A 16,022-nucleotide genomic window follows, 5' to 3' on the forward strand; every position below is an offset into this window, starting at 1 on the left:
TGTTACCTGTGACGGGATGCATATAGGGCGATTGCCGCCGCGTTTGAGACGTTCAGCGACCCGAACCCCCCGGCTGCGTCAATTTTCACCAGATGATCCACGGTTTCTTTGGTCTTCTGCCGCAACCCAGGCCCCTCCGCCCCCAGCACCAGAGCCACCGGGCGGTCGCGCTGGTCGCCCAGAGTGGTTTCGATGGTCTCATCGGCCTCACCATCAAGTCCGAGGACCAAGAAACCCATGTTCTGAAGTTCGACAATGGCATCCGCCAGATTGCGCACCCGCAGATACGGCTGACGTTCCAACGCGCCGCTCGCGGTTTTGGCCAGTGCTCCGGTTTCGGGCGCCGAGTGGTGACGGGTCCCGATCACGGCACTGGCCCCTAACACCTCGGCCGAGCGCAGAATCGCCCCGACGTTATGCGGATCGGTCACCCGGTCCAGCAGAATGACCCGAGGGTGTTCGCGCCCGATGCAATTCTCGGCCAGCCCACCCCAGTCCAACGGCTTGACCTCAAGCGCGGCCCCCTGATGGACTGAGCCCGGATCGATCGGAGCGGTGAATTTGCGCGGATCGACCATTTCCGCTTCAATCCCCGCAAAATCAATGGCATCAGCCAGTTTATCCCGCGCATTGCGGGTCACGATCAGGCGCAATTTCTGCCGTTTCGGGTTCATCAACGCGTCGCGCACGGCGTGGAGACCGAACAGCCAGACGGTCTCTGCTGCTGCAGCTTTGCGCGCCTGTTCCTTCTCGACGACCCACTTGGGTTTCTTCATTTCAGGGCCTCCGGGCCGGGAATTCGGTTTCCTACGTCAAAGCGGAATTTTCCTGTTGACGCTCCTTTGGTGCGCTAGTAATCACGCCTCCACGTCAGGTGCAACGCCTGACAGTGGGCGACAGGCCGCAAGGTGTGGCAGGGGACTGTAACTCCCTCGCGGAGACGCACGCCTGGTTCGATTCCAGGGTCGCCCACCATTCTTCACGCAGCTTCGATACAAGAATGTGGTTTTATGGCGGCCGCATTCGCATTCGGCTGCGTCAAAGCACGCTGCCTACCGCTCGGTGATGCGTTGGAAGATACCGCCTGTGCGATCAATCAAGTGCGTGCGCGGCCTGCGCAAGAGGGTTAAGGCCGGTCCGTCAGCGCGCCTGTTGCAGGTATCTTGCGATCACCGCGCGACATCCATCCCGCCAAATCTCAGGCAGCCACGTCGCGAATGCCTTGGCAAAACGGGCGTCGCTTTCCAAATCACCATACAGGTTTGTTCCGCGCATCCAGGCCTGCGGGTCCTGTCTGGCGGCCTGCGCTGCAGCCTGCAAATCGGCCCACATCGGATCGTTGGGCGCGATCTCTGTTCCGTCCTCTCGCACCCCGGCGCACATTCGGGCCCAGAGCGCTTCGGCCAGGGCCAGACCGGTGACGCAGGTCCCGGCCGCCAGCCCGTCGCGCAGCGATGGCAGCAGGAAACCCGGGTGGCGGGCCGAGCCGTCAAAGGCGACGCGGCGGGTTGTGTCGTGAATGGCCGTGTTCGCAAAGCGGCGTTCGACCAGTTTCAGATATTCTGACGGAGGCATACCCGGAACCGCCTGAACATACGGCGCGATTTCGTCGATCTGAACCTTGCGGAAGAACCCTGCGATTCCAGTATCCTGCACGCAAGCCGCAATGGTAGGAACGCCCAGAACCTCCCCCACATTGGCCAAAAGCTGATGGCCGCCATTCAGAATGCGCAGCTTCATCGCCTCATAGGCGTGGACGGAGTTCGTTACCGTAACGCCGACCGCTTCCAAAGGGGGCCGCCCGGCGCAGAAATCGTCCTCGATGACCCATTGGCGGAAATTCTCATGCGTGACCGGTACCAGATCATCGACACCCAGATCCCGGCATTGGGCAAAGACCTGATCCGTGGTGGCGGGCACGATGCAGTCCACCATCGAGTTCGGAAAGGCCCCGTTTTCCTCGATCCAATCGGCGAGACCGGGGTCCGACAGCCGGGCGAGGCCCAGAACGCATTTGCGCAGGATCGCCCCGTTGCCCTGCAGGTTGTCGCAGCTCATTGCGGTGAAGGGCGGCAGACCCTCAGAGCGGCGCAGCGTCAGAGCCGCCACGATGGCCCCGAACACCGTTTTGGGCTGTCGGGGGTTTTGCGCGTCATGGCGGATGTCTTCGTGATCGCTGTCAAATTCGCCTGAATTCGCGTCCAGATAATAGCCGCCCTCGGTCACGGTAAGCGACACGATCCGGATGGCCGGATCGGACATCTGGCGGATCAGGGTGTCGTTTCCGGCCTCAATCGGCAGATAGTCGATCATCGGCCCGGTGACTTCCGCCGATATGCCCGCCGGGTCCAGTTCGATCAGCGTGGTCAGGCAGTCCTGCCGGATCAACTTGTCCCGCATCCCGGCGTCATAAGCGCGCACGCCCGCGCCAATGATGGCCCAGTCCTGCGCCCTGCCTTGCTGCATCAACTGATGGATGTACCAGGCCTGATGGGCACGGTGGAAGTTGCCCAGACCGATGTGGACGATGCCCGGCGTCAGATCCTCGCGCCGGTAGCGCGGCGTTTTGACGGTCGCAGGCAGTTCGGACAACTGGCTGCGCCCTAGCCTGATCGGAGTATGTACGTGCGCCGCCGGTGTCATCAGCTCATCCAGTTTCCGCCATCGACATTATAGGTCTGGGCGACGATGTAACGGGCCTCATCCGATGCCAGAAACACAGCCATCCCGGTCAGGTCGTCCGCGCGCCCCATCCGGCCATAGGGCACCGCCGCGCCAACTTCGCGCTTTTTCTGCCCCGGCTGCTTGCCCTCGTGTTTTGCAAAGAACGCATCGACGCCATCCCAATGCTCGCCATCCACAACGCCCGGAGCGATGGCGTTCACGTTGATCCCCTGCCCAATCAGGTTCAAGCCCGCCGATTGCGTCAGCGAGATTACAGCCGCCTTACTGGCGCAGTAGACTGCCACCAAGGACTCCCCCCGCCGCCCCGCCTGCGAGGCCATGTTGATGATGCGCCCTTTGACATCGTGGTCGATCATGTGCCGCGCGACCGCTTGCAGCGTGAACAGCGTGCCCGCGACATTGATGTCGAAAACGCGCCGATAATCGGCGCGGTCGATTTCCACAATCGGCGCGGCTGTGAAGATCGCCGCGTTGTTGATCAGAATTTCGATGGGCCCAAATGCAGCAGCCGTTTGCGCGACCGCCTTGTCGATGCTGTCTTGATCGGTCACGTCCATCTCGACGGCCAAGGCGGCCTCGCCGATTTCAGCAGCCGCCTGTTGCGCCCGGTCGATGTCGACATCACCAAGCGCCACCCGCGCACCTTCGGCAACGTAAGCTTTGGCAAAAGCCAGCCCGATGCCGCGCGCGGCACCTGTGATAAGGGCGGTTTTGCCGGCCAACCGTTTCATTCGATCCTCAGCCCTTGCGCATCAAACCGGTGGATGACGTCCGCGCGCGGGGTCAGGTGAATGCGATCTCCGTGGCGGAAACCGACCTCGCCATCGGCCCTTACCGTGATGGTTTCGGCCAGACCGGTTTCGTGGACGTGGAAGAAGGTGTCAGACCCCAGATGCTCAGAGACGCTGACAACCCCGGACCACTCGCCCTCGCTTTCGGAGACGCCGATGTGCTCGGGGCGAATGCCGATGGTATGCGCGCCGTGTTTTGCGGCCTCTTCGCCCTCGATAAAGTTCATCTTTGGCGAGCCGATGAAGCCCGCGACGAACAGGTTGCGTGGGGTGCGATATAGCTCAAGCGGGCTGCCGACCTGCTCGATCACACCGGCCTGCAGGACGACGATCTTGTCGGCCATGGTCATCGCCTCGACCTGATCGTGTGTCACGTAGATCATCGTGGTTTCAAGACGTTCGTGCAATTCGCTGATCTCAAGCCGCATGCCCACGCGCAGCGCGGCGTCGAGGTTCGAAAGAGGCTCGTCAAACAGGAATGCCGCTGGTTCGCGAACGATGGCGCGGCCAATGGCAACGCGCTGGCGTTGACCGCCCGACAATTGGCCGGGGCGGCGGTCCAGATAGTCGGACAGGTTCAAGACACTGGCCGCCCCTTCGACGCGCTTATCGATCTCGGCCTGATCCAGCTTGGCCATGCGCAGCGGAAAGGCGATGTTCTTACGGACAGACATGTGCGGATACAAGGCGTAGGACTGGAACACCATCGCCAGCCCCCGCTTGGCAGGTGGTACGTCGGTGGCGTCCGAGCCGTCAATGTCGATGGAGCCCGAGGTGATATCCTCCAACCCCGCAATCAGGCGCAGAAGCGTGGATTTACCGCAGCCCGAGGGGCCGACGAAGACGGTAAACTCGCCATCTTCGATGGTCAGATCCAGAGGGGGAATGACCTGTACGTCGCCGAAGCTTTTGGTCACGGACTTGAGTTGAATGCGTCCCATGTGTCGTGTTCCTTATTTCACAGCGCCGAAGGTCAGGCCGCGGACAAGTTGTTTCTGGCTGAACCAGCCAAGGATCAGGATTGGCGCAATCGCCATGGTCGAGGCCGCGCTGAGCTTGGCAAAGAACAGGCCCTCGGGGCTGGAATAGCTGGCGATGAAGGCGGTCAGCGGGGCCGCATCGACGGCGGTCAGGTTGAGGGTCCAGAACGCCTCGTTCCACGCCAGGATGAAGTTCAGCAGCACAGTCGAGGCGATGCCGGGGATGGCCATGGGCGTCAGGACATAGAGGATTTCCTCTTTCAACGTCGCCCCGTCCATCCGAGCGGCTTCAAGGATTTCTCCCGGAATTTCGCGGAAATAGGTGTAGAGCATCCAGACGATGATCGGCAGGTTGATAAGCATCAGTACCACGACCAGCCCCCCGCGCGTGTCAAGCAGACCCAGACGGATGAACAACAGATAGATCGGATACAGCACGCCGACCGCAGGCAACATCTTGGTGGACAGCATCCACAGCAGAATGTCCTTGGTGCGTTTCGAGGGCACAAAGGCCATCGCCCATGCGGCGGGCACCGCGATAATCACCCCCAGAATGGTCGAGCCGCCTGCGATGATGACCGAGTTCCACAGGAACCGCATATAGTCCGAACGTTCCTGCACGATGGCGTAGTTCTCAAGCGTCCAGTCGAAATTCAGGAACAGCGGCGGGCTCGCGATCGCCTGCGCCTCGGTCTTGAAGCTGGTCAGGATGGTCCAGAGGATCGGAAAGAAGATCAGCAGACCGATACCCCAGGCAATGGCGGTGTTGATCGTTTTACGTTGTGTTGTGACGGCGCGGGCCATGATCGTTACCTCCTCACGCGTCCAGGTTTTTGCCGACGATGCGCATCAGGAAGATCGCAACGATATTGGCAAGGATGATGGCATAGACACCTCCGGCTGATCCCAGGCCGACATTCTGGCTTTCCAGCACGCGCTGGAAGATCAGGTAGGTGAGTGTGCGGGTGCCGAACGCGCCGCCGGTGGTCACGAAAATCTCGGCGAAGATCGACAAAAGGAAGATTGTTTGGATCAGGATCACGATGGTGATCGCGCGGCTCAGATGCGGCAGGACGATGTGATAGAAGCGTTTCAGAACCGGCGCACCGTCCATTTCCGCCGCTTCCAACTGTTCGCTGTCCAGCGACTGAATAGCCGTCAGCAGGATCAGCGTCGCAAAGGGCAGCCACTGCCATGAGACGATCATGATGATCGAGGTCATGGATGCCTCAGAGAGCCATGAGATCGGCTCGGCCCCGAAGAAGCGCCAGAGATGGGCCAGCAGGCCATTCACCGGGTCCATGAACATGTTCTTCCAGACCAGCGCGGATACGGTCGGCATCACGAAGAAGGGGGCGATAACAAGGATACGGACAACGCCCTGCCCCCACATCGGCTGATCCAGCAGCATGGCCAGCAGGACGCCCAGAACCACAGTGATCACCAGCACGCCGCCAACGATCATCAGCGTCGCCTGCACCGCAGGCCAGAACGAACTGGACGAGACAAACCGGACGTAGTTGTCAAACCCGACCCAGCCCAGATCACCACCGCGCAACGGCAGATACTTCTTGAAGGAAAAATACAGCGTCATCGTCAGCGGCACGAGCATCCAGCCCAGAAGCAGTACAACTGCAGGTGCCATCATCAGGCGCGCAACGGATCGGGAATGTTGAGTAGCCATGAGACAAGACCTCTCTGTTCAGGCACATACAAGCCTGCGAGAAAAATGCGCGTTGTGGAAGTGGGGAGCGGGGGACAGAAACCTGTCCACCCGCGTGGGAGGATGCCTCAGTACCCTGCGGCTTCCATCTCTTCAGCGGTGAAGGCCTGCGCTTTTTCCAGCGCCTCTTCCACCGTTTGCTGTCCGGCGTAGACCGCCGAGAACTCTTGGCTCACTTGCGTGGCGATACCTGCAAATTCCGGGATCGCGACAAACTGGATGCCAACATAGGGCGTCGGTTGTGCGCAGCAGTTATCCGGATCGGCTGCAAGGATCGAATCCAGCGTTTTCTGGGCGAACGGCACCTTCTGGTATTCGGGGTTCTCATACAGCGATGTCCGCGCACCCGGAGGCACATTGGCCCAACCTTCGTTTTCAGCCACCAGTTCTATGTAATCCTTGGACGTGGCCCATTCGATGAACTGCTTGGCGGCGTCCTCTTGCTGCGTGCCTGCCGGGATGGCCAGCGCCCATGCCCAAAGCCAGTTGGCGCGCTTGTCAACACCTTCGGAATTTGGTGCGAGGGCAAAGCCAACCTGATCAGCCACGGTCGAGTCATCAGGGTTTGTCACAAAAGACGCTGCAACAGTGGCGTCGATCCACATGCCACACTTGCCCTGCTGGAACAACGACAGGTTTTCGTTGAAGCCGTTTGTGGCATATCCCGCCGGGCCAGACTCATTCATCATATCGACAAAGAAGGTCAATGCCTCTTTCCATTGGGGTTGATCGAACTGAGGCTTCCAGTCTTCGTCGAACCAGCGTGCACCAAACGAGTTTCCGGTCACGGTGATGAAGGCGCCGCCCTCACCCCAACCAGCCTTGCCGCGCAGACAGATGCCGTTGATGTCGTTGTCGCGATCGGTCATTGCCGCCGCCGCTTCCCGGATGAACTGCCATGTCGGAGCATCTGGCATTTCAAGGCCAGCCTTTTCCATCAGGTCGGTGCGATACATCACCATCGAGCTTTCGCCGTAAAATGGGGCGGCATAAAGCGTGCCGTCATTGCTGAGGCCGTTGCGCATCGCAGGCAGGATGCCGTCCACGTCATATTCGGCGGACATACCTTCCAGCGGCACCAGCCAGCCATTCGCGCCCCAGATCGGCGTTTCGTACATGCCGATGGTCATGATGTCGAACTGGCCACCCTTGGTGGTGATGTCGGTGGTCACGCGCTGACGCAGCACGTTTTCTTCCAGCGTCACCCATTCGACGTCGATCCCGGTCGCCTCGGTGAATTTGTCGGAATAGCCCTGCATCCGGATCATATCGCCGTTGTTCACGGTGGCGATTGTGATGGATTGCGCGTGGGCCGCTGCCGTTGCGACGAAAGTCAGCGCTGTCGCCGCACGAAGTGCGTTCTTCAGATACATCCCTGTCCTCCCTGAGCTTGGATGCTGTACAGGAAGGGTAGACCGGAACTTGTCGCGGCGTCAATAAAAACTTTACGCGCGTTAAATTTTGGCTAAGCCGACTCCCGCAAAACCAGCCGGGCCGGAAACAGAGTCTCCGCCCTCTCGTCGAATTTCCCCCCGCTTTCAATGAGTTCGAACAGGGTTTCAACACTGCGTCCGGCCACATTGTCGTAGTCATGCGCGGCGGTGGTCAGGGACGGGCAGGTGAATTTCGCGAACGGATGATCGTCATTCGAGGCGACACGCAGCGAGCAATCCTTCTTTCTGCCGACCCGAATCCCCTGCTCGTAACAGGCGGCAAGGAACCCGATCGCCAGGCGATCATTGCTGCACAGAACGGAATCCGTCCTAAGGTCGCCCGCCTCCAGCACTTTTGCCGCGCCCCGACGACCGATCTCTTCAAAGGCCCAGCCCTCGCCGTCGATCTTGATCACATGCGGCTCAAACCCGAGGCGTTGCATCACGTCGACGTAGGCCTTGCGCCGCTTGTTGGCGTTGGGATTCGCCGGGGTGCGCATTTCAAAAAACGACGGCGGTTCACCAGTTCGGGTCATGTATTCCACAGTCTGCGAGACAAAGCTGAAATTGTCCGACCCGACAAACGCCGCCCCCAGCCCATCAAGGTTGCTGTCAAACAGAACGGTTGGCACGTTGTCACAAAACTTCTCGATTTGCGCCCGGTCCGAGGCCCGGCCCAAAGGCGCAAGCAGCACGCCCGCGGGTTTCAGCGACCGAAGGCTGTCGAGGATTTCGTTCTCAAGCTTCTGCTCGCCATGGGAACTGAACAGCGACGGGCGATACCCCGCAGCGATACAGCTTTGCTCCAGATACCGGGCGATCTCGGCAAAGAAGGGATCGGCCAGGTAGGGCACCAAGATGCCGATATTCTTGGTCAGTTTTCTGTTCTGATTGATGGCATAGATGTTCGGGCGATAGTCAAAGCGTTCCAACGCTTCCTCGATCCGCGCCCGTGTCGTCGCCCGCACGCTGTCGGGGTCGTGGAAGTATTTCGACACGGTCGGGCGGGATATTCCGCTGACCGCCGCAAATTCTTCCATGTTCTTTATCTTGGTCATCGTCCTCAGTACCGCGGCGATCTTGCCCTAATTTTACATAATCTTTGCGCGCGGCAAAAATCAATAGAGGGCAGGATGCCACCCATCAACTTTGAGAGATGGATTTCGACAGGGTGGAACGCGCCCGAACAGGTTTCCCGTCAGCGTCTCAGGCCGCCTGCGTGCGTTCCACGGCAATACGGTTGAACCATTCCGTGATGGTCTTCCGATCCGAAGCAAGCAACTCGGCTTCACCGCAAGTGAACTCTTGAAACTTATCGAGGTTCAGCCCGTTCACACCGACCAGAACAGGAATATCCCGTGCCAGTGCATCAGCGATGACAGGACGGAAACCGCGCCCGTCGGCCTCATGCTTGCCAAACTTATTGATGATGAGCAGTTGCGGCCCATCGTCCAGCGAGGCGGTGACATAACCCACCGCTTGTTCCAGCGCCGCAGGGTCCAGACGGCAGCCGCGCGATTGGGTGCCCAGAGATTGGGAAATACGGATCGTCTCACCCTCGGGCAACACCCGGACATCCATGTCGCATTTGGTGCTGTCAACGCATTCAGTGTTGGTTTGCACCACTCCGGCAAGTTTGGCACCGGAATTCTGCAAATCTTTGGCAACCGCGCTGAGCAAAAGGTCAGTCGCGCCGCGATCGGTTGTTGTGACATAGGCCAGGTACATTCAGAGACCCCATAATAAAGTGTGACATTCCAGATAGCACGCCAGGACCCGCCCGACCACTCCCCTGCTTATGGCAAGGGGGAAAGACCGATCACAGGTGCGTGCAGGTGAAGAAGAACCGCATAGGCGGCGATGGCGGTCAGCCACACCCAGAGGTGCGGCCACGGGCGGGACGCGCGCAAGGACAGGCGCGCGGTATTGCGGGACAGGCGATGCCATTCTGACCCCATCTGCCGCGCCGTGCGGCGATCGATCAGGGCCATGCCCATCGCCGCGAAACCGGCAAACAGGCCAAACAGGATGACATGCGATAGGCTGCCATTGGCCAGCAGGTGGGCAATGGCCCAGAGCATCAGCGCCGCAAGGATCGGATGGCGGGTGGTGCGCAGGATGCCGGGGTTTTCGGGGTCGAAGGCGCGATGCCCCAGCCCTCCGAAGGAAAACGGGTTCTGGATCGACAGGCCTGCGATGGCCAGCCAGCAGACGACGGGCATGATCAGCAGCGGGGCCCAGCGAAAGAGGGTCAGCGGCGGAATGACCTCGACATAAGGCGCGTTGGCAGCGGCGATGATCAGCCAGCCCAGCACGGCCAGCGAGACCAGCGAATAGGCGGCGAAATAGCCGGTGCGGCCAAGCGTGCCGATCAGCCAGCCGCGCACCGCCGGGCGGGCCGGGATCATGTGGCTCAGCAGGAACGTGGCAAGTGCTGCGAGGAATAGTCCCCAGCCGATCATTGTTATCTCCGAACGTGTTGCGCCCGGTTTTAGGGGGTAGCCGGGCACTGGTCTTTGTTCGAAATCAAGTGGGAACAGGGAGATGCCCCCTGCCCTAGAGGCCCAGCGCCTTGCGGCGTTCTTCGGCAAAGCCCTGCACCATGCGGTCGGCGATCAGCGCGAGGATGGCCATGGCCGCCCCTGCCGATATGCCAAGCCCCACATCCGCCTGCCCCAGCGCCAGATAGATCGACTGGCCCAGACCGGTGGTGCCGATCAGCGCCGCGATCACCAGCATCGCAAAGGCATAGAGGATCGTCTGGTTCAGCCCCAGCAGGATGGTCGGCGCGGCATAGGGCGCACGGACGTCGCGCATGATCTGCCACTCGGTCGCGCCGCTGGAGATGGCGGCCTCCATCATGTCCTCGGGCGTGTTGACCAGCCCGTGCCGCGTGTAGCGGATCATCGGAACGATGGCATAGGCGCAGATGGCGAGGAAGGCCGAGAACTCTCCGATCTGGAACACCATCAGAACCGGGATCAGGAAGACGAACAGAGGGATGGTCTGCAGCATGTCGCAGATCGGGCGCACGATGGTCCAGACCGGTTTCCAGACCGCGCTGGCCAGACCGATCAGCCCGCCGATCACAGCGCAGGAAAACACCGCCGCACCGCTGAGATACAGCGACAGCAAGGCGCGCTCCCAAAGGCCCGAGACGAGGATGGTGCAGAGCAGACCCACCGACAGCGCCGCCAGACGCCAGCCGCCCGCGACCCAGCCCAGCGCGGCAGCGCTGGTCAGGACGAAGGGCCACGGCAGGTTGGCGATGCCGGTTTCCAGCATGCCGATCAGGATCAGAACGATCAGACCTCCGGTCAGATGCCCGCGCCATGCCATCAGCAGCGCGATGGCAGCACCGGCGGCAAAGAGGCTGTAGCTCATGGCGGGCGTCCACGCAAAGCCCCATGTGAAGGGCAGCACCGCCTGATCCAATCCGATCCGTAGCGGCAACAGCACGTAGAACAGCGAGTTGTTCTTGAGCGCATCCAGCCACGGCCCGTTGGCCTGCGTGAACGCGGTCAGGCCGCTGTCGATGGCCTCGGCCATCGGGTCCAAAACGGTCAGCTCGGACGGGTTCGGCAGCCACGCCCAGAAGGCGGCGGTGAACAGCACGGCAAAGCCCAGCATTGCCCAAACGACACGTTGGTTGTAGCGTTTGCGCTCGGTTGCCAGAGTACCGCTCATCCGGTCGATCACCACGGCAAAGACCACGATGACCAGACCGGCCATCAGGGATTCGCCGAACTGCGCCTTGCGCATGGTCAGCAGGACCTCCCACCCGATGTCGTTGAAGCCACCGATGACGGCGGCGATGATCACCATCGACAGGGCGGCCATCAGGCATTGGTTCACACCGACCATGATCTGCGTCGTGGCAGCGGGAATCTCGACTTGGAACAGTTGTTGGAACCGTGTGCCGCCGGACATGATGGCGGCCTCTTTGATCTCGGGCTCCACCCGTTCCAGCCCCAGCATCACATTGCGCGCCATGGGCGGTGCGGCATAGATGGCCGAGGCGATTAACCCGACCACCGGGCCAAAACCAAACAGCAGCAACAGCGGCGTCAGATAGGCAAAGGTCGGCACGGTTTGCATGATGTCCAGCACGGCCTGCACGAACGCTTTCACCCGCGGCACTTCATTCGCGAGAATGCCAATCGCGCCGCCCATGATCAACGCTACAGGCACGGACACGGCGACAAGAGCCAGCGTATTCATGCTCTGGGCCCAATAGCCCGAGGCCAGCACAAAGCTGAGGCCGATAAAGCCAAGCGCCGCCATCGGCAGCCCGCCCAGATACCAGCCCAGCGCGGTGACAATGCCGATCAGGATCGGCCAAGGCGTGTTGCCCAGCACATAGTTGGCGGCATTCATCGGATAGGTCATCAAGTCCGAGAACAGCCGCATCGCCGGTTTGATGCCGTTCAGGAACCAGTCGAGAAACGCTCCGACCCATTGGGTTGCGGGCAGTTCCCATGCGGCGGGCCATTTGACCAGCCACGGGGCGGCGCCCTCCAGCGCGAGGCAGATCGCGCCGACGATCACGGTGATCAGCGCCGCCTGCGCCCCTGTAGTCAGGCGCGCCTGCTGCGCAGGGATATCCAGCGCCGTCATGCCTCGTCCACCTGCAGCGCGGCCGCCAGATCAGAGGGGTGTACGGTGCCGACGACATTACCTTCGGCATCCCGCACCGGCACGGGTTCGTACAATTCCATGCAATGCGCCAATGCCGCGTCCAGCGTCATTGAGGTCGTCAGACCGGGATCATCCGGGCCGCATTCGGCCTCATCCCGCATGACCGAGGCGACCTTGGCGTGCTGGCCCTTGGCTACATCTTTCGAGAATTCCCGCACGTAGTCGTCGACCGGGCGCAGCACGATATCCGTGGGCGTGCCGATCTGAACGATCTTTCCATCGCGCATGATGGCGATGCGGTCGGCCAGTTTCAGCGCCTCTTGGATGTCATGGGTGATGAAGACGATGGATTTCTTCAACGTCGCCTGAATGCGCAGGAATTCATCCTGCAACTGGCGGCGGATCAGGGGATCGAGGGCCGAGAACGGCTCGTCCAGAAACCAGATATCCGGGTTCACGGCAAGGCTGCGGGCGATCCCCACACGTTGCCGCTGACCGCCCGAAAGCTGCCGGGGGAAGCTGTCCTCGCGCCCCTCAAGGCCGACCAATGAGATCACTTCTTGCGCCCGCGCCAGACGTTCCTTCTTACCAACACCCTGCACGCGCAGCGGATAGGCCACGTTCTCGGCCACGGTCATATGCGGGAACAGGCCAAAATGCTGGAATACCATGCCCAGCTTTTTGCGCCGCAGATCGGTCAGCACCTTCTTGGACGCGCCCATGACATTCTCGCCATCCACTCGGATTTCTCCGCCCGTACCGGGCAGCAGTTGCGAGATGCAGCGGATCAGGGTCGACTTGCCCGAGCCGCTGAGGCCCATGATGACGAACAGCTCGCCCTCATGCACTTCGAAATTGGCATCCTGAACGGCGGGGATGAACCCAGCTTCACGCAGATTGGCCGCGGCTTGGTCGGCGTCGTTCCCTGACCGAGACAGCGCGTCGCTCAGGGCCTTGTCTGCGCCGGGGCCAAACACCTGCCAGAGATTCCGGCAGGCGATGGCTGGCGTGTTTGCGTTAGTCACTGATGTCAGCTCACTGGGTTGCCGCGTCAACGACGGGGCGCCATTTGCCCTCGTTCTCGGCCATCCAAGCGGCGACGACTTCCTCGACCGAACCGCCATCGACGTCGATCGCGCCCATCATCGGCTGCTGGTCTTCGACCGCCAGTTGGTAGTTCGACAGGATTTCATAGGCGGCGGGCCATTTGTCGGCCATACCGCTCCAACCAGCCTTGAAGATGCGCGAGGGCGAAAAGTCGCAATCGTTGACCGCGTTGGGGTTCGGGCCCCATGCCGGATCGTTGAAACAGGCCTCTTCACCCGCAGGCAGGTCGACGAACTGCACATCATAGGCCGACATTGCCCAATGCGGCTGCCAGAAGGTGATCAGCAGCGGCGACTTGCGCTCGGTCGAGGCGCGAAGTTCGGCGATCAAAGCGCCCTCGGAGCCAGCGGGAACCGCTTTGAACGGCAGTTCAAGACCGGTCATGCGATCCGCGCCGGGGGTGCCCCAATCGGCGGGGTAATCGACCAGACGGCCTCCGGGCAGGGTTTCTGCGGTGGCGAAGACCTGCGCGCAGTCTTTCAGCGCTTCCCATGCGGGCAGGCCCGGGCACAGGTCGGCGACATGCGCCGGGTAGGCAATGCCTTCCTTGGCGTCGAGGCCCAGATCGCCGATTTCGACCACGGTACCTTCGTTAATCTTTTTGGCGTACTCGTCGGACACGTTGGACGACCAGATTTCCAGCGTCGCGTCGATGTCGCCATCGGCCAGCGCCTGGAACTGGTTCATCATCCCGGCAGTGACGTATTCGACGTTGTAGCCTGCGGCCTTCAGCATCTCTCCTGCCACATGGGTGGTGACGTGCTGACCGGTCCATTCGTTGATCGCCAGTTTGATCGGTTCATCCACCGCGCCCATATCAGCGGCATGGGCCGATCCGGCGACGGCGATGGCCAAAAGGCTTACACTCAGTTTTTTCATGGCTTTTCTCCCTGTCTTCTTCTTTCTTTTGCACATCCCGGCAAGCACAGCCCACCGGCAGATCTGCCTTGCGACATTACCATGTCGCAACATGCACAATTTTAGCCGGAAAAGGAAAGCGGTCAGTTTTCTTACGCCCGCAAAATCCCGCCGGGCCCAATTACTGACGCCCCGCGCGATACCGTCCCCCCGGCCCGTCGCAATCCCCGACCGTTTGGCAAGAAATATTGACTGACGAGTCAATCAAACCTGTTTACTCCCATTTGTCGAGGTTTTCTTTGACAAATTGTGACATTCGCCCAGCGCAACGGTGGCTTCCACCTGCACGCAGCCAAAATAATGCTTGCTAATGGGGAACAAAAAGAAAACATTTATGGCGGAGGGTGACGATCATGCATTCATTTGACGAGATTTTCGAAATGGCCGCAAACCGCCACGGCGGACCGGAGGCGTTGGCCGAAAAGCTGAGCAAACCCAAAAGCGCAGCGGAACTTGCGGCGATGCCTGAGGATCGCTGGCTGTCGATACTCACCAAATGCATCTTTCAGGCGGGATTCAACTGGAAGGTCATCGAAAACAAATGGGACGGGTTCGAGACCGCCTTTGACGGCTTCGATGTCGGGCGCTGCGCCTTCATGGATGACGAAAAGTTCGACTCGCTCCTGCAGGACACCCGCATCGTGCGCAATGGCACCAAGATCGCCACCGTCCGCGACAATGCAGCCTTCCTGCTGGAACTGCGCGATGAAGGCGGGGTCGGTCAGGTGCTGGGCGGGTGGCCCTCAACCGATTACATCGGCCTGCTGGACATGCTCGCCAAGCGTGGATCGCGGCTGGGCGGGGCCTCGGCCCAATATGCGATGCGGTTTGCCGGGCGCGACAGTTTCATCCTGTCGCAGGATGTCACCGCCCGGCTGATTGCCGAGGGTGTGATCGACAAGCCTGCGACCTCGAAAAAAGCGATGGCCGCCGTTCAGGATGCGTTCAATACATGGATGGATCAGTCCGGGCGGGGCCTCACGGAAATAAGCCGCGTCATCGCGATGAGTTTATGAAATCGGCTTGCGGATTGACTGCCTCGCACTAGGGTTGATCCCATGGTTTTGCGCGTGCTGTTTATGGCCCTGTTGCTTTTGTCGTCCTGCGGTCGCCCGCTGACAGAGCAGGAACGCGCGTTTGCAACCACCGTGCAGGGCGACACGCTGAACCTGGATCGCGTCCGGCTGGTCGATGGCGCGCCAGTGGCCGAGATCACCTATTTCCGCGAGGCGCGGCCAAGACTGGCCTGCCGCGAACGCATCCTGCCACCGATGGAAGAGGGTGAATTCACCGGCAAACCCGCAGCCGTCGCGCTGTTCAACAAGGTCTATTTTTCCGACGGCTGGTATGTAGAAGATTACATGTCCGAATTTCCGGATGAGATGAATCTGGTCGCCGCGATGCTGCTGGCCCATGAACTGACCCATGTCTGGCAGTGGCAGAACCGCAAGACCACCGGCTATCACCCGTTGCGCGCGGCATTTGAACATGGCGGGCGCAAGGACCCCTATCTGTTCGATCTGGATACCTCGCCCGATTTCCTGTCCTACGGGTTCGAGCAGCAGGGTGCGATTGTCGAGGAATATGTGTGCTGCCGCGCGCTGGACCCGCAGGCCAAGCGGACGCATAGGCTGCACGAGATGCTGGGCGCGCATTTCGACCTGTCGCCACTGCCCGAAAAGGGCCGCGAGCGCGATGTGGTCATCCCATGGAGCGATGCCGAAATTCAGGGCATCTGCAGCTAAGG

General features: G+C 60.8%; 15 protein-coding genes and 1 tRNA gene. 3 read left to right on the top strand and 13 right to left on the bottom strand.

Going from position 1 to position 16,022, the window contains the following annotated elements; all coding sequences use genetic code 11:
• Positions 1-2: 2 nt before the first annotated feature.
• Positions 3-776: a 23S rRNA (guanosine(2251)-2'-O)-methyltransferase RlmB gene (gene rlmB / locus ACR0NJ_RS07935; RefSeq protein ID WP_480816592.1), complete on the bottom strand. Its 774-nt coding sequence runs from the start codon at positions 774-776 to the stop codon at positions 3-5.
• 115 nt (positions 777-891) lie between these two features.
• On the opposite strand from rlmB, the gene ACR0NJ_RS07940 reads away from it, so the two are divergent.
• A tRNA-Tyr gene (locus tag ACR0NJ_RS07940) sits at positions 892-975 on the top strand.
• Between the two features lie 165 nt (positions 976-1,140).
• On the opposite strand, the gene ACR0NJ_RS07945 is transcribed toward ACR0NJ_RS07940, so the two are convergent.
• From ACR0NJ_RS07945 to ACR0NJ_RS08000, 12 genes are all read right to left on the bottom strand, one after another.
• Positions 1,141-2,643 (bottom strand): mannitol dehydrogenase family protein, encoded by a 1,503-nt coding sequence (locus ACR0NJ_RS07945; RefSeq protein ID WP_480816593.1) that lies wholly within the window; start codon positions 2,641-2,643, stop codon positions 1,141-1,143.
• Positions 2,643-3,416, bottom strand: coding sequence for an L-iditol 2-dehydrogenase (locus ACR0NJ_RS07950; RefSeq protein ID WP_480816594.1), 774 nt, complete (start codon positions 3,414-3,416; stop codon positions 2,643-2,645). Before ACR0NJ_RS07950 ends, ACR0NJ_RS07945 begins: the two co-directional genes overlap by 1 nt.
• Positions 3,413-4,417: an ABC transporter ATP-binding protein gene (locus ACR0NJ_RS07955; RefSeq protein WP_480816595.1), complete on the bottom strand. Its 1,005-nt coding sequence runs from the start codon at positions 4,415-4,417 to the stop codon at positions 3,413-3,415. The genes ACR0NJ_RS07950 and ACR0NJ_RS07955 overlap by 4 nt, the downstream gene beginning before the upstream one ends.
• A 12-nt stretch (positions 4,418-4,429) precedes the next feature.
• On the bottom strand, positions 4,430-5,260 hold the full coding sequence (locus tag ACR0NJ_RS07960; RefSeq protein ID WP_480816596.1) for a carbohydrate ABC transporter permease: 831 nt from the start codon (positions 5,258-5,260) through the stop codon (positions 4,430-4,432).
• A 13-nt stretch (positions 5,261-5,273) separates the two neighbouring features.
• Positions 5,274-6,140 carry a carbohydrate ABC transporter permease gene (locus ACR0NJ_RS07965; protein ID WP_480816597.1) on the bottom strand — a complete coding sequence of 289 codons (867 nt, stop codon included), beginning with the start codon at positions 6,138-6,140 and terminating at the stop codon, positions 5,274-5,276.
• Between the two features lie 107 nt (positions 6,141-6,247).
• Positions 6,248-7,552: an ABC transporter substrate-binding protein gene (locus ACR0NJ_RS07970; protein WP_480816598.1), complete on the bottom strand. Its 1,305-nt coding sequence runs from the start codon at positions 7,550-7,552 to the stop codon at positions 6,248-6,250.
• A gap of 92 nt (positions 7,553-7,644) precedes the next feature.
• On the bottom strand, positions 7,645-8,670 hold the full coding sequence (locus ACR0NJ_RS07975; RefSeq protein WP_480816599.1) for a LacI family DNA-binding transcriptional regulator: 1,026 nt from the start codon (positions 8,668-8,670) through the stop codon (positions 7,645-7,647).
• 148 nt (positions 8,671-8,818) lie between these two features.
• Positions 8,819-9,340, bottom strand: a complete 522-nt coding sequence (locus ACR0NJ_RS07980) for a DUF2478 domain-containing protein (RefSeq protein WP_480816600.1) — start codon at positions 9,338-9,340, stop codon at positions 8,819-8,821.
• Positions 9,341-9,408: 68 nt separating this feature from the next.
• Entirely contained in the window at positions 9,409-10,074 is a 666-nt protein-coding gene (locus tag ACR0NJ_RS07985) for an NnrU family protein (protein WP_480816601.1), read from the bottom strand.
• A 94-nt stretch (positions 10,075-10,168) separates the two neighbouring features.
• Positions 10,169-12,229 (bottom strand): ABC transporter permease, encoded by a 2,061-nt coding sequence (locus ACR0NJ_RS07990; protein ID WP_480816602.1) that lies wholly within the window; start codon positions 12,227-12,229, stop codon positions 10,169-10,171.
• The gene (locus tag ACR0NJ_RS07995; protein WP_480816603.1) at positions 12,226-13,275 is read right to left on the bottom strand and encodes a quaternary amine ABC transporter ATP-binding protein; all 1,050 of its coding nucleotides are present in this window, start codon (positions 13,273-13,275) and stop codon (positions 12,226-12,228) included. The genes ACR0NJ_RS07990 and ACR0NJ_RS07995 overlap by 4 nt, the downstream gene beginning before the upstream one ends.
• A gap of 10 nt (positions 13,276-13,285) precedes the next feature.
• Entirely contained in the window at positions 13,286-14,236 is a 951-nt protein-coding gene (locus tag ACR0NJ_RS08000; RefSeq protein ID WP_480816604.1) for an ABC transporter substrate-binding protein, read from the bottom strand.
• A 392-nt stretch (positions 14,237-14,628) separates the two neighbouring features.
• Between ACR0NJ_RS08000 and ACR0NJ_RS08005 the strand changes: the two genes are divergently transcribed.
• On the top strand, positions 14,629-15,291 hold the full coding sequence (locus ACR0NJ_RS08005) for a DNA-3-methyladenine glycosylase I (RefSeq protein ID WP_480816605.1): 663 nt from the start codon (positions 14,629-14,631) through the stop codon (positions 15,289-15,291).
• 42 nt (positions 15,292-15,333) lie between these two features.
• Entirely contained in the window at positions 15,334-16,020 is a 687-nt protein-coding gene (locus ACR0NJ_RS08010) for a hypothetical protein (protein WP_480816606.1), read from the top strand.
• The last annotated feature ends 2 nt before the right edge of the window (positions 16,021-16,022 follow it).

It is taken from the genome of Ruegeria sp. F11 (genome assembly GCF_056533855.1).

What these genes read in the sequence shown, in the direction of transcription:
- ACR0NJ_RS07990 (WP_480816602.1), bottom strand. Translation starts at nt 12,229, where the DNA reads ATGACGGCGCTGGATATCCCTGCGCAGCAGGCGCGCCTGACTACAGGG.
- ACR0NJ_RS07955 (WP_480816595.1), bottom strand. Translation starts at nt 4,417, where the DNA reads ATGGGACGCATTCAACTCAAGTCCGTGACCAAAAGCTTCGGCGACGTA.
- ACR0NJ_RS08000 (WP_480816604.1), bottom strand. Translation starts at nt 14,236, where the DNA reads ATGAAAAAACTGAGTGTAAGCCTTTTGGCCATCGCCGTCGCCGGATCG.
- ACR0NJ_RS08010 (WP_480816606.1), top strand. Translation starts at nt 15,334, where the DNA reads ATGGTTTTGCGCGTGCTGTTTATGGCCCTGTTGCTTTTGTCGTCCTGC.
- ACR0NJ_RS07985 (WP_480816601.1), bottom strand. Translation starts at nt 10,074, where the DNA reads ATGATCGGCTGGGGACTATTCCTCGCAGCACTTGCCACGTTCCTGCTG.
- ACR0NJ_RS08005 (WP_480816605.1), top strand. Translation starts at nt 14,629, where the DNA reads ATGCATTCATTTGACGAGATTTTCGAAATGGCCGCAAACCGCCACGGC.
- ACR0NJ_RS07945 (WP_480816593.1), bottom strand. Translation starts at nt 2,643, where the DNA reads ATGACACCGGCGGCGCACGTACATACTCCGATCAGGCTAGGGCGCAGC.
- ACR0NJ_RS07970 (WP_480816598.1), bottom strand. Translation starts at nt 7,552, where the DNA reads ATGTATCTGAAGAACGCACTTCGTGCGGCGACAGCGCTGACTTTCGTC.
- ACR0NJ_RS07950 (WP_480816594.1), bottom strand. Translation starts at nt 3,416, where the DNA reads ATGAAACGGTTGGCCGGCAAAACCGCCCTTATCACAGGTGCCGCGCGC.
- rlmB (WP_480816592.1), bottom strand. Translation starts at nt 776, where the DNA reads ATGAAGAAACCCAAGTGGGTCGTCGAGAAGGAACAGGCGCGCAAAGCT.
- ACR0NJ_RS07965 (WP_480816597.1), bottom strand. Translation starts at nt 6,140, where the DNA reads ATGGCTACTCAACATTCCCGATCCGTTGCGCGCCTGATGATGGCACCT.
- ACR0NJ_RS07980 (WP_480816600.1), bottom strand. Translation starts at nt 9,340, where the DNA reads ATGTACCTGGCCTATGTCACAACAACCGATCGCGGCGCGACTGACCTT.
- ACR0NJ_RS07975 (WP_480816599.1), bottom strand. Translation starts at nt 8,670, where the DNA reads ATGACCAAGATAAAGAACATGGAAGAATTTGCGGCGGTCAGCGGAATA.
- ACR0NJ_RS07960 (WP_480816596.1), bottom strand. Translation starts at nt 5,260, where the DNA reads ATGGCCCGCGCCGTCACAACACAACGTAAAACGATCAACACCGCCATT.